The organism is Arthrobacter sp. 10T419, from assembly GCF_056394105.1.
Genome location: NZ_JBFTHF010000001.1, coordinates 181,911 through 203,939, shown reverse-complemented (window position 1 = coordinate 203,939; position 22,029 = coordinate 181,911). Strand labels below are relative to the sequence as shown.

The window sequence follows — 22,029 nt, the reverse complement described above, 5'->3', positions numbered from 1 at the left end:
TCCTCAACCCGTAGCCGCAGGTCCGGCCCGATACGTGGAGCGTAGCAGTTCCGGGCTATTTGGCGCGGGTGTGCGAAATCGAGGCAGCGGCGAGGGCGGTCGGCTGCTAGTGCGAGGCGGGCCTGGGAACCGAGGCTTCCAGGTCGTCCGTCCCAAGTTCTGCCGGGCTCTCGATAAAGCCGCTCAGCCACGCGACGGCGTCGGGCCGAGAGGTGAAGAATTCGTGAGGGTATTTTGTGTCCCGGCTCGTGGCAGCGGCCACGACGCGGTCGACAGCGCTGGAGCCAAGGACCGCAATGGCGAGAACGTCGACAGACTTGGCGAACTCGTACCGGGCGGCGGCGCTGATTTCCACGTCAGTCATGACGGAGAGCATCGGCATCTGCCGGCCCTGGCTGATCAACTCGGTGGCCCGCATGGCATCCCGGGCGTCACCGACGTCGACAAACGAGCCGGGGGCCCAGACGGACTCGATGATGCCGTCGCTGATGCGGAGGGAATTCTTCCCGTTCGCGGCGCGGATTGGTTCTGGCATCATCTGGCCAATTCTAGGCGCGCTCAGTCCGCTCGCGTGGACAACACGGCGCAGAAGAGTGCCTCCATCCTCGACCGTTTGCCGGCAAAGCGGCCGCCATGGGGGAAGCCGGCTGTTTACCAGCCCTCCATCAAGGGTTCATTACCGATAAGTAACTTGGGGTGGTCCTGTTGAGAACCATCCATTGAGAGGCTCCCCCATGAGCGCGACTCGAACCCGAGGCATCCTCACGGCCGCCGCAGCCTTCGTCCTGGCGGCGTCCGCAATCGGCGGCACGGCGGCAGCCCAGGCCGCCGGCACCAACGATCGGCCCAACGCAAACAACGCCGGTTCCGGCAGCCACCGCGAAACGGACAGCGCGCTGGCCGAGGCCTTTAACGGCGTCGACCGCAGCACGAACTGGCAGCAGACCGGCAAGCTGAAGCTGAAGTTTCCGACGTACCACACGGAAGGAATCGCTTTCAGCCAGGACCACATCTTCCTCTCGGCCGTGCAGATCATCGAGCCGACCACAAAGTTCCCGTCCCCGCAGGGAGGATTCGACCGCACGGCGGGCAAGGGCGTCGGCCACCTGTTCGTCATGGACAAGGCCGGGAATCTGCAGAAGGACATCATCCTGGGCGAGGGCGACATGTACCACCCCGGCGGCATCKACTTCGACGGCGCCAACGTCTGGGTCCCTGTTGCCCAGTACCGGCCCAGCAGCAGCGCCATCATCTACCGGGTGGACGCAAAAACCCTCGACGTGCACAAGCAGTTCGAGGTGAAAGACCACTTCGGCGGCATCGTCATGGACAAGCAGACCGGCCACCTCGTGGGCAACACCTGGGGATCGCGGCGCTTCGCCGAATGGGACCTGCGCGGCAGGCAGCTCTCCACCTGGCAGAACCCGAACTACTTCATCGACTACCAGGACTGCCAGTACGTGCCGACCTCGAAGATGCTCTGTGGGGGCATCACCAACCTCCCGCAGGCCCCCGGAGCTGGCGGCCCCGGCGCCAGCTACGAACTCGGCGGGATGGCCATGATCGATCTCAAGTCCCGCAGCGTGACCCGCGACGTCCCGTTCCAGCAGTGGTCCACCGCCGGGCACGTGGCAACCCGCAACCCGTTCAAAATGACCGCCGACGGGAACCACCTCACCTTGAAGCTGGCCCCGGACAACGGTGACGAAGGCAACGGCACCGAGATCCTCACCTACGAAGCCACCGTCGCCCCCGCCAAGTAGCGCGCCCAACGCCTTGGAAAAGAAACGATTGGATACCCCCTTGCAGCACTTCTCCCCTAACCGCTTCACCCGTAAACGCTTCGTTGCCGCCACGAGCGCCACCGCTCTGGCGGCATCGGCGCTGGCCGCCGGCCTGATCGGCGTTGGCGTGGGCCCGGCATCCGCCGGCGAAAAACACGAAGGAACCGCAACGCCGATCAAGCATGTGGTGGTGATCTTCCAGGAAAACGTCTCGTTCGACCACTACTTCGCCACCTATCCGAAGGCCGCCAACATTCCCGGTGAAACCCAGCAGGGCACCGGCACCAAGGCGGCTGCGTTCACCGCGGCCAAGAACACGCCGAAGAAGATCAACACGCTCGCCACCGCGGGCCTGCTGGCTCCGGACAACCCGAACGCCGCGCAGCCGGCCCGGCTTTCGCCCATGCAGGCCGTCACCTGCGACCAGGACCACAACTACGGCGCCGAGCAGAAGGCCTACAACGGCGGCGCGATGGACAAATTCGTTGAGTACACCAGCCGGGACTCCTGCGGTACCAACCAGTACGGCCGCCCCGGGTTGACGATGGACTACTACGACGGAAACACCGTCACGGGCATCTGGAACTACGCCCAGAACTACGCTATGAGCGACAACCACTTCAGCACCGTATTCGGGCCCTCCACCCCGGGCGCGCTCAACCTGGTCTCCGGCCAGACCCACGGGGCCACCGAATACACTGCTGCCGGGCAGCCCGTGGCCACGCCGGCGGGCGGCAGCAGCACTGTCCGCCAGCCAGACGCGAACGGCGTTGGCACGGTCATCAACGACCCGGACCCGGTCTATGACGATTGCTCGAACAACAGCCACGCCAAGGCTGGCAACCTGGCCGGCCTGAACGGCAGGAACATCGGCGACCTGCTCAGCGCAAAGGGCACGTCCTGGGGCTGGTTCCAGGGCGGCTTCACACCGACCACGCCCGCGACCGGAACCACCCCGGCGTCGTGCCTGTCCAGCCACACGAACGCCGCCGGCGCCAGCGTCGTTGACTACTCCCCCCACCACCAGCCGTTCCAGTACTACGCGTCCACCGCCAACCCGCACCACGTGGCGCCGGCGTCGGACGCAGAGATCGGCCACAACGGCAGGGCCAACCACCAGTACGACCTCACCGATTTCAACAAGGTGGTCAATACCGACAACATGCCGGCCGTCTCCTTCCTCAAGGCGGGGATGTACCAGGACGGCCACGCCGCCTACTCCGACCCGGTCGACGAGCAGAAGTTCATCACCAACACCGTCAACCAGATCCAGAAGTCCAAGAACTGGGAGAACACGGCCGTGGTGCTCGCCTACGACGACTCGGACGGCTGGTACGACCACGTCGCCGCCAAGGTGAAGAACTCTTCCAACAGTGCCGACGACGCCGCGTGGTGCCAGAGCGCCGCGGCCAGCGGCGTCCCGATGGCCGGCGGTTATGCCGACCGCTGCGGCCCGGGCCCGCGCCAGCCGCTGGTCGTTATTTCCCCCTTTGCGAAAAAGAACTTCGTGGACCACACCGAGACTGACCAGGCCTCGATCCTGCGTTTCATCGAGGACAACTGGCACACCGGCCGGATCAGCGACGCCTCCGCCGACGCCACCGCCGGCTCGGTGAATGGCATGTTCAACTTCAACAAGCAGCGCACCGGCAAGGTGCTGCTCGACGAACAGACCGGCGCGGTTGCGTCGATCACCAACAACGACGGCGACCCCAGCCGCCGGAGGTAACACGCGCCGCGACCTGCCGAAGGCGGGCGGCCATCCAGAGACGCCACCCGGCGATGGCCGGGTGGCGTCTCTGTGCTGGCTCATGGAAGCGCAATACCCGCCTCCAGGAATCAAACACCCTAGGATCTTCGACATGGAGACCTTCCTCTGGCCAGGCTGCGCGTCCGATCCCCAAGGTGAACCCAAGGTCGCCGTGCTTGTCCCGGGGGCGGGCTACAAAGTCGAATCTCCCCTGCTGTTCTGGCCCGCGGAGCAGCTGAAGGACCGCGGATGGCAAGTTCACGGAATCCGCTGGACCGAGGACGACGAGCCCGGCGATGATCCCCGCGGCTTCGCCGCCCGGGCGGTCGAACAAGCGTTCGCCGGAGCCCCGCGCGCCGCCGAACGGCTCATCGTGGCCAAATCATTTGGAACCCTCGCTATTCCTTGGGCAGAAGAGGCTCAAGTACCAGGTGTTTGGCTTACGCCTATCCTCACGGATGAGGTGATTCGGAGAACGCTTACCGGCACTCGGAAACGTGATCTGCTGATCGGCGGCTCCAAAGACAAGCTATGGGTTATCGACGGCTTATCCGAGACTGCAGGCACGTTCGTCGAAATCCCGGGTGCCGACCACTCCCTGCACATTCCGAACGATTGGCGCGCTTCCTTGTCGGCCCAGGTCCGCGCGTTCACTGCTGTCGAGAGCTTTCTGGCCGGCTAAGGCCGACGCCCTGGTCCCAGCCCCGCGCAGCTCAGCCCAGGGCTACCAGGAACGCCAGGCCGGCCAGCACAAGGGACACCGGGACCATGACACGCCGTTCGTCCTTGCTCTTTGAGGCAAGGTTGGGCAGGACGCTGAACAGCAAATAGGCCGCGATCACCCACATAGCCACCACCGCAATGGAGGGCGCCGGCAGGACCGAAATCAATTCCGCCCGGTCCAGGGCAACCAGCGCAAAGGCAGCGTAAACGACGATCGACACGGCACTTCCGACGCGGAGCCGCGCCGGAAGCACCGCGCGTTGGCCGCCCCAGGCAAACCGGCCGAGCGGCAGCCCGAAGATCAGCAGCAACTGAAACACGGCAAGTGCGCCGAGCACTGCACAGAACGCGAGGGGGATTTCCGGCACCATGAGCTGAAGACTAGCGGGCTGGACGGAGCGGCCGTGGTTACGGCGCGACCGTCAGCCGCGCTGCCGGTCCCTGCTCAGGCGATCAGCCGGGTGTCAAAGAACTCTTCCGCGAGCCGGATCAGGTGCTCAGGGACGTCGGCGTCCTCGCCATGGCCACCATGGCCGAGGATCACGGCGGTGCCCCGCGCGACGCCGGCGAGGTCCAGGCCGCAGTCGTTCATCAGTTGGGCGGCGCGCAGGTTCGCCGGGAGCTGGGTAATCACGCCTTCGGCGTTGAGGTAGACGTGCCAGTTTCCGCGGCTGACTCTTTCAAGGTCTCCGCCCACCAGCCCTTGTAGGGTTCGCTGGTCGGTTTCGATGGTTTCCACCCGGACAGGTTCGCTGATCCGGGCCGGGATTATCAGTGCTGTATATCTCTTAGTCATTTTAGGTCCGCTGTTAATAACAACGGCGTAGTTCGCCGTGTTCCCGGGGGCTGGAGGCAGCCCCGCCGCCCCGGGAGACCCTCAAAACGCAGGCGGACGACGGCGGGAGCTTCCCGCCGTCGTCCGCTTGCGTGGTTAGCCGGCAACCGCGCCGGCCGAATTCCGGTCAGACGGACAGCGGGACTTCCTCCGCCACGTCGTCCTGCGCAACCGGCTCCTGCCGCGCCGGGCGCATCGCCGCTACGGCGCCGCCCGCCACGAGAACCACGGCGCCGACGCCCATGTACAGCATGGAAGCTGTCCAGTGCGCGTCCAGCAGGGCGCCGGTGATGAGCGGGGCGACGATGGCACCGACGCGGCCGATTCCGATCGCCCAGCCGACGCCGGTGCTCCGGACGGACGCGCCGTACAGGGCGGGGGTGATGGTGTACATGCCGGCGATGCAGCCGTTGATCAGCATGCCGACGACGCCGCCCGCGACGAACGCCAGGGCGAGGATGCCGGCGGTGGAAATGAACATCACCATGGTGGCGGCCGAGAGGACCGCAAACGCGATCATCACCTTGCGGCTGTTCCAGCGGATGGTGAGCAGGCCGTAGAGCAGGGAGCCGAAGGTGCCACCCAGGGTGAGCATGAGGCCGCCGATCACGCCCTGACTCTCGGTCATGCCGGCGGTGACGAGCAGCCGCGGCGTCCAGCTGTTCACGAAGTAGAACCCGAACATGGTGGCAAAGAAGGCCAGCCAGACGAGCCAGGTGGAGCGGCGGTTGCCGGCGGTGAACAGTTCAGAAAGCTTGTTCCTGTGCTGCGCCACTGCGGCGGACGCGGGGATCTGGGTCAGTTCGGGCTGGCCGATCTTGCGTGCAATCTTGTTGAGGCGATCGAGGACGTTGCGGGGGCGACGGCTGGTCAGGAAGTCCACCGATTCAGGCAGCAGGACCGCCAGCAGGACCAGGACGACGCCGGTGCAAATGCCGCCGAACACGAAGACCGAGCGCCAGCCGAAGTTTGCCTGGAGGGAGACCGCGGCGGCGCCGCCCAGCGTCGCGCCGATGCCGTAGCCAGCCGTGTAGATGCTGATGGCCAGCCCGCGCCAACGTTTGGAGGAGTATTCGCTGGCGATCACGTTGGTGCAGGCCAGGATGCCGCCGATGCCCAGGCCCGTGACGACGCGCCAGATCCCCAACTCCACTGCCGAATGCGCAAGTGAGGCGAGCAGCATGCCGGCGGTGGCAAGGCCAACGGAGACCAGGACCATGGGCCGGCGGCCGATGACGTCGGCGAACGGTGCAAGGCCCAGCGACCCGATGGCCATGCCGACCAGGCCGGAGCTCAGCAGGATGCCCAGCTCGGCCCCGCTGAGGCCGAACTCGCGCGTGACGCTGTTGGCCGTGAAAGCCATGGCCAGAACGTCGAAGCCGTCGAGGGCGTTAAGGATGATGCACAATCCGACGATCAGCCATTGGTACAGGGACATGCGGGACGCGTCGATGCGTTCTTGGAGTTGCATGAGACTACTTTCTGGAGGCCGCGGACAGTCCGGGCGGGTATAAAGTTGCGTGCCGAACGGCGGTTGTGCGCCTTCGGTGCCAAAGCCCGCCGCCGGGGATCGTCGTCGAACTCCCGGTAGCCGGACAACTATCTATACTGATAGCTAGATGTGGCGTGAGACACAGCCTAACTATGAACATAGTTAGTTGACAAGAGTTTTGATGAAGCAGGGCCCGTATGTCGCGATGCGGCCGACGGGCCCGATTGAAAGGACCGGTGGCGAGGTGAGTCTGCGCTACGCCCTGCTTGCCCTGCTGACATCCCAGCCCCTGACGGGCTACGACGTGTTCAAGCAGTTCGAACAATCCGTCGGCTACGTCTGGCACGCTCCGGACTCGCAGATCTACCCGGAGCTCCGCCGCATGGAAAAGGACGGCCTGCTGCGCGGCGTCGAGGAAGCCTGGGGGAAGAAGGGCAAGAAGAAGCGCTACCACATCACCCCGGAGGGCGTTGAGGCCTTCCGCGCCTGGATCAACACCACCCTCGACTACACCCGCGAGCGGGACCCGATCCACCTCAAGGCGGCATACCTGGAGTGGGCCGAGCCGGATGCCGCGCGGGCGCAGATGCAGGCGCACATCGCCTACCACTCCTCGCGCGCACAGCAGTGGCAGGAGATGATTGCCGCCCTGGAGGACCGGAGCAATCCCATCCTGGCAACCCGCCTGGAGGCGGCGCCTGAAGCCGATAGGGCCAAGATTGCCGGCTACAAGATCTTCACCTACGAGGGCATGATCGAGCGCGCCAACGCCGAAATCCAGTGGGCCAGGCGCGGCTTGGAACTGATCGACAAACTGGAATCCTGACCGGAGAACGGCCCGGAAGCCGCAGGGCTTCCGGGCCTTTCGCATGCCCCGGCACGCCCGCCGTCGGAAACTCACCCCTTGCCACTACCTATGAACATAGTTATGCTGTGACGCAGACCACTACCTATGTAGATAGATATAGCGAAGGAATGACATGACCGCGATGATGCAGTCCGTTAGTTCGACAACCAACAAGGTGCTGGGGTACCCGCTTAATGCCTGGTATGTAGCCGCCTGGGACCATGAAGTGACCCGGAAGCCGATGTCCCGGCGGATCGCGGACCGCCCGCTCGCCCTGTACCGCACGGAGGACGGCAAGGCCGTGGCGCTGGCGGACGCATGCTGGCACCGGCTGGCTCCGCTTTCCATGGGCAAGACGCTTCCCGGGGATGAGATCCAGTGCCCGTACCACGGCATCGTTTACAACTCCGCCGGCCGCTGTGTCTCGATGCCGGCGCAGGAAACCATCAACCCCAGCGCCACGGTCCCGTCCTTCCCGGTAATCGAAAGGTACCGGTATGTCTGGGTCTGGCTGGGCGATCCGACCCAGGCCGACCCAACATTGGTCCCGGACATGCACCAGATGAGCTCGGATGAATGGGCCGGCGACGGCGAGACCATCTTTGCCCCGTGCAACTTCCAATTGGTGCTGGACAACCTGATGGACCTCACCCACGAGGAGTTCGTCCATTCGTCCTCGATCGGGCAGGACGAACTGAGCGAGTCCGATTTTAAGGTGACCCAGGACGGCGACACCGTCACCGTGTCCCGCTGGATGCTCGACATCGACGCGCCGCCGTTCTGGCTCAAGAACATGCGCGACAAGTTCCCTGGCTTCGAGGGCAAGGTGGACCGCTGGCAGATCATCACCTTCCAGTCGCCGTCGACGATCAACATCGACGTCGGCGTCGCGAAGGCAGGCACCGGGGCGCCGGAAGGCGACCGCAGCCAGGGCGTGAATGGCTTCGTCATGAACACCATCTCCCCCGAAACCGCCAAGACCTGCCACTACTTCTGGGCTTTCATGCGCAACTACCGGCTGGAGAGCCAGCTGATCACCACCCAGCTTCGCAACGGCGTCCACGGCGTCTTCGGCGAGGACGAGGCCATGCTCAAGGCGCAGCAGGAGGCGATCGACGCGAACCCGGACTACGAGTTCTACAACCTCAACATCGACGCCGGCGGGATGTGGGTCCGCAGGCTGATCGAGCGCCAGCTCGCCGCCGAGGGCCGGCTCATTCCCACCGTCTGACCGACCCCAGACCCGTCCAGCCCGGACCCCTCCAGCCCAGCGAGAAGTTAGAAGAAAGTCATGGCAGCAAGCAACATCGAAGTCTGGCAGACCGGAACCGTCGTCGAGGCGGAGTCCGTCACCGCCGAAACCCGGCGCCTGGTCCTGTCCCAGTCGCTACCGAAGAAGGCGGAGCCCGGCTCGCATATCGACGTCATGGTCACGATCAACGGGGAACGCCACAAGCGCTCCTACTCCGTGGTGGATTCCAGCGAGGATGGCCGGCGCGTGGCCATCAGCGTCTTCCGGGCGCCGCAGTCCCGGGGCGGCTCGGTCTTCATGCAGGGCCTGGAAGTCGGGGACCAACTGGAGATCACCCAGCCGCTGCAGAACTTCCCGCTCCGGGTGGGCGCCCCGCGCTACGTGCTTCTGGCCGGGGGCATAGGGATCACCGCGATGGTCACCATGGCGCGGGTGCTGCGCAACATCAAGGCGGACTACACCCTGGTCTACGCCGGCCGCAGCCGCGCCGCCATGGCCTACCTGCCCCAGCTGGAAGCGCTGCACGGCGACGCGCTGCGGGTGCACGTGGATGACGAGGGCACGGCGCTGAAGGTCGATGAGTTGCTGGCCGGGGTGGATCCGGAGACGGAGCTCTACATGTGCGGACCGATCCGGCTCATGGACGCGGTGAAACGCGGCTGGGACACGCGCGGCCTGAGCGTGCCGAACCTGAGGTACGAGACCTTCGGCAACAGCGGGTGGTTCGATCCGGAGGAGTTCGTCGTCCGCGTCCCCCGGCTGGGCGTGGAGACGACCGTCGGTCCCGGCGAGTCCATGCTGGAAGCCCTCGAGGGCGCGGGAGTGGACATGATGTTCGATTGCCGCAAGGGCGAATGCGGACTCTGTGAAGTGCGGCTGCTGGGCCTGCAGGGCACCGTCGACCACCGCGACGTGTTCTACAGCGAGCGCCAGCAGCAGGCTGCGGCGAAGATGTGCTGCTGCGTCTCACGGGCCGTCAGCTCGGAAACCGGAGCGCGGGCGGATGCAACAGGGGAACGCGCCGTCGTCACCATCGACGTCTGAGGTCACCCGGCGCCTGTTGCCTGCCGCCCATTCGATCGGTTCGATAGGCGCCGCGCGTCCGGTCCGGCACCAGCTCGGCTCCGAATCAACATGGAGACCGAAAGCAGAGGGGCCCATGCGCGTTCAGCAGGAAACGACTGCCGCCGAGGCAACAATGCTGTGGCGGCATGTCCTCCCGACGGAACTGGGTCCCTGCACTGTGCATGTCCAGTCGGGCCTCAAGCAACGAGGGCCGGCGTCGGCTACTGCGGACGTGTACCTTCACGGCGCCGCGGGATCCTGGACCACCTTCCAGCCCTTGCTCGCCGGAGTGCCGGACCGGGCGCGGGTGCTGATCGACCTGCCGGGCTGGGGTGGATCCACCGAAAATGCCCGGATGGAACACTTCAGCATCGATGCCGCGGGCCGGGCTGTCGCGGGGATCCTCGACTCGCTCGGGTACCGTCGGTGGAATCTGGTGGGGCACTCCATGGGAGGCTTCCTCGCGCTGCATATCGCCGCGACCTGGCCCGAGCAGGTGGTCAGCGTCGCCGCCATTTCGGCTACCACCTTCGGTGTGTCCGAGGCGGCCCGGAACCCGCTGCGCGGGCTCGTCAGGCTCCCGGCGTTCGTGGGCATGCTCCTGCTCATGCGCACACTGGCGGCCCTCGGTCCGGCCGGGTCAGCGCTGGTACGTGCGACCGGCAGGGCTCCCGTGATGCGGCCACTGATGTCCCCGTTTTTCGCAGCTCCCGCAGCCATCCCCGCAGGGGTTGTGCGCGGGCTTGGCGATGACGCCCGCCCGGCAAGCTTCTCCGCCGCCGCCCGGGCCGCGGCCCACTACGACCTGGACCGGTGGCGCAGCATCCGCTGCCCGGTGCTGGCGACCCGCGGGGACGTGGATGTCTTCACCCCGCAGTCCGATCTGCACCGTTTGGGCGAAGTGGTCCCGCACGCCCAACTGGTGACGATCCCGCGCTGCGGCCACTTCGCCACCTTCGAGCGGCCGCTGCAAGTGATGCGCCTGCTCGATGGTCTTTGGGGCCGCCGGATTCAACCCGCCCAGCGTTCCCAGTAGTCGTCCGCGGCCTGCAGGAAGCGCCTGCGCCGGGTTCGTTCTCCTAGGAGGGGGTGATTTTCCGGCCTGCCCAGCGGGCCTGAAGCATCGTTACCCGGGGTGAAGCTGACGGCAACGGCCACGGCCACCGCGAACATGGACATCAAGGTCAGCACTGCGAGGATCAGTCCGTAGGCCGGCCCCGGCGGCTGGCCATGGCGGGTACGAAGCCGGAAACCGCCAAGGTAGCTGCCCAGCGAAGTCCCGCGGGCATAGAGTGCCCAGTTGGTGGCCAAGGCGGTGAAGAGGATCAAGACAAGAGGGATCCAGCGGCCGGGCGCGAGTACGAACAGCAATACGGTCGGAGCCCAGACCAGAAGCGAATCGATAAGAAGCGCGAACAGCAGCGAAGGCCAGTCGACGATCGCTGGTTCGGGGGTATTCACGCAGTGATTCTTGCACGCGGCAATCGGTGGTCCGCCCATGCGACACCGGATCCGATCAGATTTGTTCAACGCCGAGCCCATCCGGCACCTGCCGCCTGCGGCTGTGACCAGTCTCACCCGCAATAATCGCCGTCTGGCTTGAGCCGTCCGCCCGGCGCTGTGCATCATAAAAAGGCAGGCAGGGGCTCGAATCCCCGCCCGCGCAGCCCCGAGGTTCGCTCCGACGCTCCGCGTCCGAATCGAATCAGGGGCACCATCCTGGTGGACGCAATGAGGCCAAACCGGTGAGCTCGCAGAGCTGCCCACGGTCTCAGGCGTTCCTGGTTTGGCCTACGGCGGCTCCGCATCGGTGCGGCAGCCGGACACCCGGATTCATGAATGGAAGCACTGAACAATGACGTTTGAAACTGCCAACACTGTCACCCACAAGCTCTGGGACCGCACCACGATGCACCACGAACTGGACGCCCTGGTCCACGATCTCTCGGCCCGGCACAACACCGCGAAGTCCAACATCGCGGTCCACGCCAGCGGCCCGAACACGTTCACGCTCAGCCTGGACCACGGCGCGGCCAACCTGGACTCGGCCTCCGCCTAAGAACACAGCGCAGCACTAAACGACGACGACGACGGGAGCTTCCCGCCGTCGTCGTCGCGTTTGCGGAGGTTAGTCCAAGCGGTTCAACCGGTCGCACCGAAAGTACCGCCCCCGCCCGCAGGTCACGGCGATGCCACGCAGGTTTCTCACGCGCGAGTTTCTTACGCGCGAGGTCGCTTTAGACCGGCCCCTCCAGTTCCCAATCCTTGACGTCTGCCAAGGGAGCAAACACAGAGGGGTCGAGTTCGTCGAATTCCAAGTTGTTTCGGACGAGGTGCGGCCAGTTCCGGTTGGCCAGGGCCCCCTTGCCTAGCGCGACGACGTCGGCGGCACCGTCACGCAACATGGTAACGGCGGTTTCCGGGTCGTCGAGTTTGCMGTTGGCGATCACGGTCACTCCCGAATACTCCTTTGCCAGCGCGGCCAAAGTCTCTTCGGAATCCTCGAATGCGGGCGCGCTCGCTTGGTACTCCGTCGTGTGGATGAAGTCGACGCCCGTGCCACCCAGCGTGGAAAAGATGACGTTCGCTTCTTCCGCAGTTCCGCTCCATCGGTGGTCGTTGTCGCTGACTTTCGACTGGGAAATGCGGATGCCCACTGTCATGTCCGGGCCGACGGCTTCCCGCACGTCGCGGCAGATCTCCGCAGCAAAGCGGACCCTGTTTTCCGGTGAGCCACCGTAGATGTCCGTGCGCTGGTTCATGTAGTCCGTGAGGAACTGATCCAGCAGGTACCCGTTGGCGCCGTGGATCTCGACGCCATCGAACCCGGCCTGTTTCGCGTGCAGCGCAGCCGTGACGAAGCCTTTCCGAACCTCGGTCATCTGGGCCGTAGTGATCGCCGAGGGAACGGGGTAGGGGCCTTCACCGCGGTAGAACGGCAGCTGAGCACCTTTGGGGGCGACCGCCGATGGTCCGACCGAGGACGTGACAAACCGGTTTCCCTGGCTCTGCGCCCCTGCATGCATCAGCTGGGCGAATATCCGTGCGCCAGCTGAGTGGACGCCGTCGACTACCTTGGCCCAAGACCGAGCCTGCTCCTCGGTCGCAATGCCTGGCTGGAAGTGGTAGCCCTGACTGTGCGCCGTGTCGGGATATATCCCTTCTGTGATCAAGAGCCCGAAGCCTCCGCGTGCAAACCCCTGATAGTAGGAAGCCATTCTTTCCGTGGCGTGTCCGTCTTCCGTGGCACTGATCCGGGTCATGGGAGCCAGCGCGACTCGGTTCGCCAGTTGAGTGGAACCGATCTGAATGGGTGACCAGAGTGGGGTGAAATCAGTCATGAAGTTTTCCTTTGCTGTTTGGTGCGACCATGCCGGCCGCACGCGCGGGCAGCCCCGCGTTGGACGGGTCAGCCGCGTAAGCCTGCTGGCGCCTGCGCAGGCGTCCGAGGACCGATGCTTCAGTGAAACAGCCGAGGACAGCGGCCCACAGTTCTTCAAGGGTCTGGCATTGCCTTGAGGCTCCGGAAGGGCCGGACATCATCCAGCCGTCCCGGAGTGCGGTCACCTTGGGAGCTCCAGGCAGGCCGTGGCAAACACTGTTGATCGCGCCCGCCACGATCAGGTGCTGACGCAAGGTCCGCACTGCCCCTAGGGCGGGATCGGCAACGGTAGTCCTGCCGCAAGCGCCGCACATAGATGTCCTTTCTTAAGGCATTACATCGCCGGAGTTCGGACCGAGCGTTTGGCCCACGAAGAGGTTTCCTCCGGGGTCGCTCGCCAGCAGAAGTGCTGCGGGTGCCACCTCCGCCGTCGTTCCGAACCTTCCCAGTGGAAGTTCCTGACGCTTAGCGGCTTTCCAGCTCTCGGAGATGCCTTCAACTAGCGGCGTTTCTATCGGCCCCGGTGCGATGCTGTTGACCAGCACGTTGTCGCCGGCGGTTTCCAGGGCCAGGGCCTTGGTCAGTCCCACCACTCCGGCCTTGGCGGCACTATAGTGGCTGAGCCCGGTGCCGCCCTTGATGGCCAACTGGGAGGCGATGTTGATGATGCGGCCCCACTTCTGCTGCCGCATCTCCCCCACCACCTCCCGGCAGCAGAGGAAGACGCCTGTCAGGTCAACGGAAATAGTTTCGTTCCACATGGCCAGGGTCATGTCTTCCAGCCGCGACTCCGTCAGCAGGCCCGCGCTGTTGACGAGAATGTCGATTCGGCCGAGCTGCATCCGCGCGGCAGCGAAGGCCGCCTTTACGCTCGCTTCATCCGAGACGTCGACGGCGATGGCGCCCACGCCAGAGCGGTCCAGGACAGCCACCCTGTCGCCGTTGGCGGTGAAGGCTTCGGCGATGGCCTGGCCGATGCCGCTGGCCCCGCCCGTGACCACCACGGCGCGGCCCGACGTGTGAGGGGAGGTGTCAGTGTTGTTCATTCGTTCCTTCCAGGGCTTTCAGGCACGCATTTTGATGGTGAGGCCGCCGTCGACTATCAGCGACTGGCCCGTGACGTAGGCGGCGTCATCGGAGGTCAGGAAGCCGATCACGCTGGCAACCTCCTCGGGCCGGCCGACCCGGCCCCAAGGGATGTCCCGCCCGGCCCGCTGCAGGCCCTCGGGCCCCAGCGAGTTCACCGGGTCCAGGGACTGGGGTGTCTCGATGAGTCCGGGGATCACGGCGTTGGCGCGGATGCCGCGCGGTCCCAGCTCGGCGGCCACGCTGCGGATCAGCCCGAGCACGCCGGCCTTGGCGGCCGCATAGTGGGCATGCTCCTCCCACCCGTAGACGCCGCCGGCGATTGAGGACACAGCAACCATCGCCCCGCCGTCGGTCATCCTCGCGGACCCCGCACGCAGGGTCCGCAGCACGCCGGTGAGATCGACGTCGAGCATGTCCTCCCAGCGATCATCGGTCATCTCGCCCAAAGGGGAGTTACGCAGGACTCCCGCGTTGGCCACAGCGTAGTCCAGGCGGCCGTACTCCTCGACGGCGCGTTCGGCGAATGCATCGACGGATGGCGTGCTGCGAACATCCACCTCGTGGACGACCCCGTGGCCCCCTGCGTCCTGCACCAAGCGGAGGGTTTCTTGGGGGTCGTGCGGGTCACCTGGAAAGGTGCCGATAACCGAGCGCACCCCATTTCTGGCGTAGTGCACCGCAAGTGCGCGTCCGATCCCGCTGGCTGCTCCCGTGATGACCGCGACCTTTGTCTCCGGTGTCATACTTCGACCTCGTGCGGGTGATCCTCGAGTAGGGCCTCTGCCGGGGGCTTCGCGGCGATCATCAGCAAGCCGGAAAACAGCGTGCCGGCTGCGCCGACCCACAAGGCTGCAGTGCCGGTTCCCGCGCTGGCTGCCGCTGCCGTGAACAACGCGCCACCGAGAATGGTGCCGGGCTGGCTCATTGCACCGATGAAGGCGGTACCGGTGGCACGGCAGCTGACGGGGTAGCACTCAGCCATGAAGTACTGGATGGCGGCGTAGGGTCCGACCAGGAAGAACAACCCAGCGCCGTAGGTGAGGATGATCATGAACGGGCTGGTGGCGATGGGGCTGAGCATGATGGTGAAGGACAGGCCGGAGAGGATCCAACCGCCGATGATGGTCCGCTTGCGGCCAATCTTGTCACCGAGCCATCCGTGGAAGACGTAACCGAAGTACGCCAGCATGTTGATGACAATCAGCATCCAGAACGCATCCGAAAGTTCCACACCCTTAGCGTTCTTGAGGACGGAGCTGCCGAGGATGCTGAAGATCATGATGCCGAAAAAGTTGAAGATCCAGGCCAGCGAGAAGACGATCGTGTTCCGGCGCAGGTGCGGTTCCCAGATGCGCTTCAGCGGAGCTGCGGAAGAGTGTTCGACGCCGTACGCGTGGGCCAGGGCATGGGCTTCCGCGGACTGGCCGCCCTTCTCGAGTTGGGTCAGCTTGTGGTGCAGTTCGAACTGGGGCGTCTCCTTGAGCTTCTTGGCAATAACCCACACGATAATGGCTGCGGGAATGGTCGCCATGAGGTAGAGGGCGCGCCAGCCGAGGGAGGGAAGGAAAGCGAGCGCCAAGGCACTGGCGAGCAGGAAGCCCAGCGGCCAGCCGCCCTGGATGAATGAGTAGTGGAAACCGGGCCGCTTACGTTTATCGGCGACTTCGGTGACCTGGTAGACCTCGTTCATGTAGGTCGCGTTGACTGCCTGCTCCGAGAATCCGAGGCCGCCGAAGGAACGGACCAGCACAAGCAAGCCGTTGCTGAGGAACGGGATTCCGGTCGGGATCAGGGCCGTCAGGCCCGAGACGACGGCGGTGCCGCCGATGGTGGTCATCATGCCCTTGCGCCGGCCGAGCCGGTCGATGACGGGGCCGATGCCGAAGCAGACGATTGCGGTTCCGACGGCGATCCAGGTGTTGATGGCGTAGGCCTCGGTCGCTGTCCACCCGAACTCTTCCTGCATGGCCGGCAAGAGGGTGCCAAAAAGTCCGTAGTCGAACACGGCAATGGTCCAGGCGAGCAGGGCCAGCACGGTGGCGGTGGTCGTATTGCGCTTGGAGAAGACCGGGAAACGGCGTTTCTCGTCGGGTGCCGGGTTCGTCAGGTCGACGGCGGGCTGCTGGATGGTCATGACTGGTTTTCCTTTCGGGGGCTGCGGGCGAGGAAGGAGTCCGCGATCTGGTCGAATTTGAGCCAGCTGACGCCTTCGTGGGAGTTGATGTGTTCGATGAGGCGTTCGAGCATGAGCAGGACCTGGGGCCGGCCCGAGACGTCGGGGTGGATGGTCATGGTGAAGACGGCCTGGTCCATTTCCCGGTAGACCCAGTCGAACTGGTCGCGCCACATCTGCTCGATGTCACGGGGGCTGACAAAGCCGTGCGAGTTCGGGGATGCCTTGATGAACATCATCGGAGGCAGGTCATCGAGGTACCAGTTGGCCGGAATCTCGACCAGGTCGGTTTCCTTGCCCCGGACCAGCGGCTCCATCCAGGTTTCGGCGTCCTTGGTGTAGTCGATCTTCTTCCAGCTGTCGCCGACCCGGACGTAGTAGGGCTCGAAGTCGCGGTGCATCAAGGAGTGGTCGTACTTGATCCCGCGTTCGAGGAGAATCTCGTTTGTAACCTGCGAAAATTCCCACCACGGAGCGACGTAGCCCGTGGGGCGACGGCCGGAGACCTTTTCGATGAGTTCGATCGACCGGTCAAGGATCGCCGTCTCCTGCTCCCGGGTCATGGCGATGGGGTTCTCGTGCGAGTACCCGTGCACGCCGATTTCATGACCTGCGTCCACGATCATCCGGGTCAGGTCCGGGAACGTCTCGATCGAGTGACCCGGGACGAACCACGTGGCCGGCAGCTCGTACTTCTCAAAGAGGCGGATCAGGCGCGGGCCGCCGACTTCCCCGCTGAACAGGCCGCGGGAGATGTCACACGGCGAGTCCTCGCCTCCGTAGGAGCCGAGCATTCCGGCAACGGCGTCCACGTCGACGCCGAATGCGACTTGGATGTCCTTTGTCATGAGTTCAACCTTTCACTGCGCTTTTTGTTGGGTTCTCTTGATGGGTTCTGGTCTGGGTGTGGTCCGGGGCTTCGCCCCGGAGGGCGAAGGTTTCCGCTATGCGGGACACGGGGGTGCCCAGCCTGAGCAAGAGGCTGAGCAGGACCAACGACTGGGATGGCCTGAGCAGTCCGGAGGATATGGCGCCCGCCGCGCGGAGGTCGTCACCGCCGCCGTCGCCATAGATCGGCACGACGGCGCCGGCCTCCACCCGGGTGCTCGTCACCACCACGACACCGGCCGCGGTGGCCGCGGCGACCTCCCGGCAAATCTCGCGGTTGGCGTTGCCCGTTCCCGTCCCCTGGAGGACAACCCCCGCCGCCCCGGCCTGGAGGGAACTTCGCAACAGGATGGCGTCCGCCCCTGGGTAGGCGGCGACCAGGTCCACGCGGGGCGAACCGGCCCCATTGCCAGGTAATGGCAACGAGGCAAGTGCGGGCCGTGCTGTCTCTAAGCTGACCTCGCCGGATGCGCTCACCGACCCCGCCGTTCCGAAATCCGGATTGGCGAAAGCATCCAGCCTCGTTGTGTGGCACTTCCGCACTCCGGCCGCAGGGAAGACAGTGCCGGCAAACGCCAGCAACACCCCTTTGCCCCGGGCCTCGGGGGAACCGGCGACGGCGATCGCGCGGGCCAAATTGTCGGGGCCGTCGGGGCCCTGGGAATCAGCCGCCTGCTGCGCACCGGTGAATACGACAGGCCGGGGGTCATCATGCGTGAGCTCCGCCAGATAGGCCGTCTCCTCCATCGTGTCCGTGCCGTGCGTGACGACCACCCCGAGCACCTGCGGGTCCGTCAGCGCCTCGCGGATCCTGGCACAGATGGCGATCATGTCGTCGACAGTGAGCAGGTATGAACCCTTCCGAAACACATCGACCACGCGGACCGGGTGGGCGGCGGGCACGCCCATGCTGGCGAACACCTGCTCCCCCGAGTCCGATGCCACCGCGCCGCCTCCGGCCTCGGAGCCTCGGGAGGAGATGGTCCCGCCCGTGGCCAACAGCACCACGTGGGCGCTCCCCGAATCTGTGACGGTCATATTGACTCCGTTGCTCCTGCATCCGCCGCGGCGAACGCTTACCCAATCGTTTGGGTTCTTGGCTAAAAAATATCTTCGCGATGTTTCCACCGCGTGCCGCCCGGCGTTTCAGCGATGTAAACACCTTTTGCGTCGAATGCGTCCCGCCGTGCTACCCAATCGATTGGGTAAGGGTTAAAGTGACTATAGAATGTGACTTGGGACACGTCAAGGGTCCTACGGCTGAAGATCCGCACCGCATCGGGCAGTCTTGTATGACGCCTTCTTGAGCTGCGGCAGGGGAACAAATGAAAGAAATCACGGCCGATGGCCGCACGGTCACGCTGAAGGACCTTGCCAAGGAGCTCGGCATCCACCCGTCCACTGTGTCCCGGATTCTGCATTCGGGCTCCGACGTTGCCCGCGGCGCCGCGTCCGTCGCGACGGCCGAACGGGTGCGCGATCTGGCGCGAAAACGGGGCTACTCCCCCAACCCCCAGGCTGCAGGCCTGCGGACGCGGCGAACCCGCCTGATGGGAGTGATTGTCCCCCGGCTCTCGGACCTTGTCCTGGCCATCATGTACGAGGGGATTGAGGAGGCCGCGGCCGAGCTGGGCTACTCCACCTTCGTCATGAATTCCCGCGACGACCCGGAGGAACAACGCCGGAAAACGGACACCATGCTCGCACGCCGCGTGGATGGGCTGATCATCGGCGATGCCCACCTGGATGGCAGCCAGCTCAGGGAGCTCACCGCCCGCAACATCCCCTTCGTGCTGATGAACCGCCGGGTGACCGGCTACCCGTCGGCCACGTGCGACGATGTCCTCGGCGGCCAGCTCGTGGCCGACCACCTGTGGAGCAAAGGGCACAGGAACGTCGCTGTCATCGCAGGTGAACCATACGCCAGCACGGCGGTGGATCGGACGGCCGGGTTTGCGGACCGGTGGAAATCCCTGGGTGGCAAGCTTCCCCAGGAAGCCATCGTGTGGTCCCGGTTCGACACTGCGGGCGGCCGCGAAGCCACCGAAACGATCTTGGCGGGCAGGAAGCCGAATCCCACTGCCATCTTCGCCGTCAACGACTTCGCGGCAATTGGCGCTATGGGCGCACTGCGCTCACACGGTGCCGCCGTCGGGAGTGACGTCGCGGTGGTGGGCTTCAATGACACGTCCGTCGCCGCGGAGCTCCCCATTCCGCTCTCCTCGGTCCGCTCCCCCATGCTGGATATCGGTCGGACGGCGATGCAGCTCCTCAAGCGCGTGCTTGACGGCGAACAGGTCGAACCCGTGCGGCTCAAACCGACATTGTGCGTGAGGGAAAGCAGCGCCTGGGACAACGCCGCATGACGCGGAGCGCGAGGCACGAGCAAGCTGCGCCTCGTCGTCCTCAGTTTGCTGCGACGATGCCCAAAGCCAGCATGTAGGTGGCGCGGACTTCGCCGTCGGTCAGATCCAGCCGCAGGAGCTCCTGGATCTTCCTCAGCCTGTAGCCGAGCGTGTTTCGGTGGATGAAGAGCTCGTCGCAGATCTTCGTGGAATTCCCGCTGTGCCGGAGGTATGCATCGAACGTCTCCCGCAGCGCACTGCCGCCGTCGGAGGCCAGGGGGGCCAGGAGGCGCTGGCACATTGCCACCAAACCCGGGCTGGGCAGCCCCTGTACGATGCCGGCGAGATCGGCCAGCGGCGCCTTGTGCACGCCGGGCCGACCCACCTGGCGCCGGGCGAGCTGAAGCGTCAGCGGCAGTTCGCTGAGGTTCGCAGACTCGGTGACGATGACGGACAGTTCCGGAGCGTCCAGAAAGAACTCCCGGACGGCATCAAGCAGGTCGGCTGTTCCGTGCCGGTGCTGCAGCAACAACGTGGTGAGGCCAATTTCCTCCATGAACCGCACCGTACTGAAAGTGGCCTGCAGCCCCACCCGCGCGCGCCACGCAATGGCTCGCAGCTTCGCGGGCACGATCTCTTCCGAACTGCCGATGAGTACCGTGCTCCAGTCTCCGTCGGGATCGAAGCCTGACTCGAGGGCATAGCGGCGCAGCGGCTGGGACGGCTCACCGTGGTCCGCATAGAGGGCCTCCATGAAGCGCGCCGCCTCCCGGGAATGCAGGGGTGAGCGGGAGCCAAGGGTGTAGCTCAGTTGCAGGCCGATGACGGCAGCAACGGGGCCCAGGACGGGCTGCAGCACGATGTCGCTGCCAATCCCCTCGATGGCAAGCCTGAATTGCTCAGATCCGCCGCTGGGCAGACGCAGCGTGGTCCGCGCCGTATCGCCGTGGGCCGTGCCTGCGGCTACGAGTTCGAACGCATTCTGATCGATCACAGCGACCCTTGCATTGACGGCGCCCGCCACCCGCTCAAGCACCTCCGCCAGGGACCGCCCGTCGGCCGCCAAGCGGGTGCATTCGTCCGCCAACTCCCAGCCCTTCCGCAGTTCCTCATAGCGCTCGGTGGCAATGATCCGCTCCACATGGCGCATTACCAACACGAAGGGCACTTCCGGCGGGAGCTCCAGCAGCGGCAGGCCGTGCGCCTCGCAGGCCCGTAAGAGGCCCTCCGGCAGCTCGGAGTGTGCGGCGCCCAGACCGAATGCCAGTCCGGAGGCGGGCACGGCGACCAATCGTTCTACGTAGGCGTCCCAGATCCTGAAGTCCCTGACGTTCAGGCCCATGCCGTTCGTCAGCACCAGGGCGTTGACACTGAGGAACGGCGTGGGGTCCATGTGTTCGGTGGGCGCGCACCATGTGATCGGCCGGTTCAGGCGTCCCTCGCCGCCCGGAACGCGAAGGCGGATGTTGAGATCGACGTCGTCGACCAGGTCCGAGATCCTCAAGGAAGCCTCCCTAGACAGCGCGAGTGAATGGCGAGATAGTGCATCCAGCATAAGTCAGGCCGTTCGATTCATCGACCTGCACAATATCGGCGGCGCCGGATGCTGAGTAGCGTTGCACCATGCAAACAAATGTGACTCCCGCCACCGCTCCGCGCCCTCAAGGACGTGTGCTGTTGAACTCCGACATGGGTGAAGGCCTGGGCCTCCACGAGTTCGGTAACGACGAAGAACTCATGCGCATCATCGACGTTGCCAACGTGGCCTGCGGGTTTCACGCCGGAGATCCCGACGTTATGAACCGGACTGTGGCGCTCGCCGCCGAGCACGGGGTGGCTGTAGGTTCGCACCCCGGCCTCCCCGACGTCGTGGGTTTCGGACGCCGCCGGATGGTACTCAGCCCTGACGAGGTCGAGTCGATCATCCTGTACCAGACCGGAGCCCTGACGGCCTTCCTCGGCAAGCACGGTCTCACGCTGAACCACATCAAACCGCACGGCGCCCTCTATGGCATGCTGGCCGGTGACGAGGAGCTGATGCGGGCCGCTGCCGGAGCGGCGCTGCAGTACGGAGTTCCGTTTTACGGGCTTGCCGGGACCGCCCACGAAGATGTGTGCCGGGCGATGGGCGTGGAATTCGTGCCGGAACTCTATGTGGACCTCAACTATGGTCCGGCAGGCGAGCTGCTGATCCAGCGCCGCCCCGTTCCCACCGATCCCGCAGCCGCCGCCGAGCGTGTCAGCCGCGCCCTGGCCGGTGAACCGGTACTGGCCGTTGACGGCACCGAGCTGGACATTCCGTTCCGAAGCATCTGCGTGCACTCCGACGCACCCAATTCCACTGCCGTGGCCAGCGCCGTGCGTGCGGTCCTGGGCTAGAGCCGATTAATCCAACCATCTGAAA

General features: G+C 65.2%; 23 protein-coding genes. 10 read left to right on the top strand and 13 right to left on the bottom strand.

Features of this window, described 5'->3' with window-relative positions; genetic code table 11:
• Window positions 1–106: 106 nt before the first annotated feature.
• Window positions 107–538: a DUF7793 family protein gene (locus tag AC1DBD_RS00980; RefSeq protein ID WP_441416726.1), complete on the bottom strand. Its 432-nt coding sequence runs from the start codon at window positions 536–538 to the stop codon at window positions 107–109.
• A gap of 196 nt (window positions 539–734) precedes the next feature.
• Between AC1DBD_RS00980 and AC1DBD_RS00975 the strand changes: the two genes are divergently transcribed.
• The 3 genes from AC1DBD_RS00975 to AC1DBD_RS00965 all read left to right on the top strand — a co-directional run bounded on the left by AC1DBD_RS00975 (window position 735) and on the right by AC1DBD_RS00965 (window position 4,216).
• Window positions 735–1,763, top strand: a complete 1,029-nt coding sequence (locus AC1DBD_RS00975) for a DUF6454 family protein (protein WP_476981240.1) — start codon at window positions 735–737, stop codon at window positions 1,761–1,763.
• 28 nt (window positions 1,764–1,791) lie between these two features.
• Entirely contained in the window at window positions 1,792–3,513 is a 1,722-nt protein-coding gene (locus AC1DBD_RS00970; protein WP_476981239.1) for a phospholipase C, read from the top strand.
• Between the two features lie 133 nt (window positions 3,514–3,646).
• Window positions 3,647–4,216: a hypothetical protein gene (locus tag AC1DBD_RS00965; RefSeq protein WP_476981238.1), complete on the top strand. Its 570-nt coding sequence runs from the start codon at window positions 3,647–3,649 to the stop codon at window positions 4,214–4,216.
• 31 nt (window positions 4,217–4,247) lie between these two features.
• Here the strand turns inward: AC1DBD_RS00965 and AC1DBD_RS00960 are convergent, their stop codons facing one another.
• From AC1DBD_RS00960 to AC1DBD_RS00950, 3 genes are all read right to left on the bottom strand, one after another.
• Window positions 4,248–4,628 carry a hypothetical protein gene (locus tag AC1DBD_RS00960; protein WP_476981237.1) on the bottom strand — a complete coding sequence of 127 codons (381 nt, stop codon included), beginning with the start codon at window positions 4,626–4,628 and terminating at the stop codon, window positions 4,248–4,250.
• A 74-nt stretch (window positions 4,629–4,702) separates the two neighbouring features.
• Window positions 4,703–5,053 (bottom strand): DUF3846 domain-containing protein, encoded by a 351-nt coding sequence (locus AC1DBD_RS00955; protein WP_441416721.1) that lies wholly within the window; start codon window positions 5,051–5,053, stop codon window positions 4,703–4,705.
• Between the two features lie 166 nt (window positions 5,054–5,219).
• A complete protein-coding gene (locus AC1DBD_RS00950) occupies window positions 5,220–6,563 on the bottom strand; it encodes an MFS transporter (RefSeq protein WP_476981236.1) in 1,344 nt (447 codons plus the stop codon).
• 265 nt (window positions 6,564–6,828) lie between these two features.
• Here AC1DBD_RS00950 and AC1DBD_RS00945 point away from each other — a divergent pair, with 265 nt between their 5' ends.
• The 4 genes from AC1DBD_RS00945 to AC1DBD_RS00930 all read left to right on the top strand — a co-directional run bounded on the left by AC1DBD_RS00945 (window position 6,829) and on the right by AC1DBD_RS00930 (window position 10,784).
• Window positions 6,829–7,410 carry a PadR family transcriptional regulator gene (locus AC1DBD_RS00945; protein WP_441416719.1) on the top strand — a complete coding sequence of 194 codons (582 nt, stop codon included), beginning with the start codon at window positions 6,829–6,831 and terminating at the stop codon, window positions 7,408–7,410.
• A 154-nt stretch (window positions 7,411–7,564) separates the two neighbouring features.
• Window positions 7,565–8,662 (top strand): aromatic ring-hydroxylating oxygenase subunit alpha, encoded by a 1,098-nt coding sequence (locus tag AC1DBD_RS00940; RefSeq protein ID WP_476981235.1) that lies wholly within the window; start codon window positions 7,565–7,567, stop codon window positions 8,660–8,662.
• A 60-nt stretch (window positions 8,663–8,722) separates the two neighbouring features.
• A complete protein-coding gene (locus AC1DBD_RS00935) occupies window positions 8,723–9,727 on the top strand; it encodes a PDR/VanB family oxidoreductase (RefSeq protein WP_476981234.1) in 1,005 nt (334 codons plus the stop codon).
• 115 nt (window positions 9,728–9,842) lie between these two features.
• Window positions 9,843–10,784 carry an alpha/beta fold hydrolase gene (locus tag AC1DBD_RS00930; protein WP_476981233.1) on the top strand — a complete coding sequence of 314 codons (942 nt, stop codon included), beginning with the start codon at window positions 9,843–9,845 and terminating at the stop codon, window positions 10,782–10,784.
• Here AC1DBD_RS00930 and AC1DBD_RS00925 read toward each other — a convergent pair.
• Window positions 10,760–11,209, bottom strand: a complete 450-nt coding sequence (locus tag AC1DBD_RS00925) for an RDD family protein (protein ID WP_441416715.1) — start codon at window positions 11,207–11,209, stop codon at window positions 10,760–10,762. The genes AC1DBD_RS00930 and AC1DBD_RS00925 overlap by 25 nt on opposite strands.
• 394 nt (window positions 11,210–11,603) lie before the next feature.
• On the opposite strand from AC1DBD_RS00925, the gene AC1DBD_RS00920 reads away from it, so the two are divergent.
• Window positions 11,604–11,807 (top strand): hypothetical protein, encoded by a 204-nt coding sequence (locus AC1DBD_RS00920; protein WP_476981232.1) that lies wholly within the window; start codon window positions 11,604–11,606, stop codon window positions 11,805–11,807.
• A gap of 178 nt (window positions 11,808–11,985) precedes the next feature.
• Here the strand turns inward: AC1DBD_RS00920 and AC1DBD_RS00915 are convergent, their stop codons facing one another.
• The 7 genes from AC1DBD_RS00915 to AC1DBD_RS00885 form a co-directional block, all read right to left on the bottom strand.
• Complete coding sequence (locus tag AC1DBD_RS00915) at window positions 11,986–13,089, bottom strand: oxidoreductase (RefSeq protein ID WP_476981231.1); 1,104 nt, start codon at window positions 13,087–13,089, stop codon at window positions 11,986–11,988.
• A complete protein-coding gene (locus AC1DBD_RS00910; protein ID WP_476981230.1) occupies window positions 13,082–13,384 on the bottom strand; it encodes a hypothetical protein in 303 nt (100 codons plus the stop codon). The genes AC1DBD_RS00915 and AC1DBD_RS00910 overlap by 8 nt, the downstream gene beginning before the upstream one ends.
• A gap of 72 nt (window positions 13,385–13,456) precedes the next feature.
• Window positions 13,457–14,176, bottom strand: a complete 720-nt coding sequence (locus AC1DBD_RS00905; protein ID WP_476981229.1) for an SDR family NAD(P)-dependent oxidoreductase — start codon at window positions 14,174–14,176, stop codon at window positions 13,457–13,459.
• An 18-nt stretch (window positions 14,177–14,194) separates the two neighbouring features.
• Window positions 14,195–14,962 (bottom strand): SDR family NAD(P)-dependent oxidoreductase, encoded by a 768-nt coding sequence (locus AC1DBD_RS00900; RefSeq protein WP_476981228.1) that lies wholly within the window; start codon window positions 14,960–14,962, stop codon window positions 14,195–14,197.
• Entirely contained in the window at window positions 14,959–16,353 is a 1,395-nt protein-coding gene (locus tag AC1DBD_RS00895; protein ID WP_476981227.1) for an MFS transporter, read from the bottom strand. The genes AC1DBD_RS00900 and AC1DBD_RS00895 overlap by 4 nt, the downstream gene beginning before the upstream one ends.
• Entirely contained in the window at window positions 16,350–17,240 is an 891-nt protein-coding gene (locus AC1DBD_RS00890) for a polysaccharide deacetylase family protein (protein WP_175323734.1), read from the bottom strand. The genes AC1DBD_RS00895 and AC1DBD_RS00890 overlap by 4 nt, the downstream gene beginning before the upstream one ends.
• A 4-nt stretch (window positions 17,241–17,244) precedes the next feature.
• Entirely contained in the window at window positions 17,245–18,318 is a 1,074-nt protein-coding gene (locus tag AC1DBD_RS00885; RefSeq protein ID WP_476981226.1) for an asparaginase, read from the bottom strand.
• 287 nt (window positions 18,319–18,605) lie between these two features.
• Here AC1DBD_RS00885 and AC1DBD_RS00880 point away from each other — a divergent pair, with 287 nt between their 5' ends.
• A complete protein-coding gene (locus AC1DBD_RS00880; protein WP_476981225.1) occupies window positions 18,606–19,646 on the top strand; it encodes a LacI family DNA-binding transcriptional regulator in 1,041 nt (346 codons plus the stop codon).
• A 40-nt stretch (window positions 19,647–19,686) separates the two neighbouring features.
• Here AC1DBD_RS00880 and AC1DBD_RS00875 read toward each other — a convergent pair whose 3' ends face one another.
• The gene (locus tag AC1DBD_RS00875; protein WP_476981224.1) at window positions 19,687–21,129 is read right to left on the bottom strand and encodes a PucR family transcriptional regulator; all 1,443 of its coding nucleotides are present in this window, start codon (window positions 21,127–21,129) and stop codon (window positions 19,687–19,689) included.
• 167 nt (window positions 21,130–21,296) lie between these two features.
• On the opposite strand from AC1DBD_RS00875, the gene pxpA reads away from it, so the two are divergent.
• The gene (gene pxpA, locus AC1DBD_RS00870; RefSeq protein WP_476981223.1) at window positions 21,297–22,004 is read left to right on the top strand and encodes a 5-oxoprolinase subunit PxpA; all 708 of its coding nucleotides are present in this window, start codon (window positions 21,297–21,299) and stop codon (window positions 22,002–22,004) included.
• Window positions 22,005–22,029 lie beyond the last annotated feature (25 nt).

Coding starts and splice junctions, on each gene's coding strand:
- AC1DBD_RS00980 (WP_441416726.1), bottom strand. CDS start 538: ATGATGCCAGAACCAATCCGCGCCGCGAACGGGAAGAATTCCCTCCGC.
- AC1DBD_RS00965 (WP_476981238.1), top strand. CDS start 3,647: ATGGAGACCTTCCTCTGGCCAGGCTGCGCGTCCGATCCCCAAGGTGAA.
- AC1DBD_RS00960 (WP_476981237.1), bottom strand. CDS start 4,628: ATGGTGCCGGAAATCCCCCTCGCGTTCTGTGCAGTGCTCGGCGCACTT.
- AC1DBD_RS00955 (WP_441416721.1), bottom strand. CDS start 5,053: ATGACTAAGAGATATACAGCACTGATAATCCCGGCCCGGATCAGCGAA.
- AC1DBD_RS00950 (WP_476981236.1), bottom strand. CDS start 6,563: ATGCAACTCCAAGAACGCATCGACGCGTCCCGCATGTCCCTGTACCAA.
- AC1DBD_RS00940 (WP_476981235.1), top strand. CDS start 7,565: ATGACCGCGATGATGCAGTCCGTTAGTTCGACAACCAACAAGGTGCTG.
- AC1DBD_RS00935 (WP_476981234.1), top strand. CDS start 8,723: ATGGCAGCAAGCAACATCGAAGTCTGGCAGACCGGAACCGTCGTCGAG.
- AC1DBD_RS00930 (WP_476981233.1), top strand. CDS start 9,843: ATGCGCGTTCAGCAGGAAACGACTGCCGCCGAGGCAACAATGCTGTGG.
- AC1DBD_RS00920 (WP_476981232.1), top strand. CDS start 11,604: ATGACGTTTGAAACTGCCAACACTGTCACCCACAAGCTCTGGGACCGC.
- AC1DBD_RS00905 (WP_476981229.1), bottom strand. CDS start 14,176: ATGAACAACACTGACACCTCCCCTCACACGTCGGGCCGCGCCGTGGTG.
- AC1DBD_RS00900 (WP_476981228.1), bottom strand. CDS start 14,962: ATGACACCGGAGACAAAGGTCGCGGTCATCACGGGAGCAGCCAGCGGG.
- AC1DBD_RS00895 (WP_476981227.1), bottom strand. CDS start 16,353: ATGACCATCCAGCAGCCCGCCGTCGACCTGACGAACCCGGCACCCGAC.
- AC1DBD_RS00890 (WP_175323734.1), bottom strand. CDS start 17,240: ATGACAAAGGACATCCAAGTCGCATTCGGCGTCGACGTGGACGCCGTT.
- AC1DBD_RS00885 (WP_476981226.1), bottom strand. CDS start 18,318: ATGACCGTCACAGATTCGGGGAGCGCCCACGTGGTGCTGTTGGCCACG.
- AC1DBD_RS00880 (WP_476981225.1), top strand. CDS start 18,606: ATGAAAGAAATCACGGCCGATGGCCGCACGGTCACGCTGAAGGACCTT.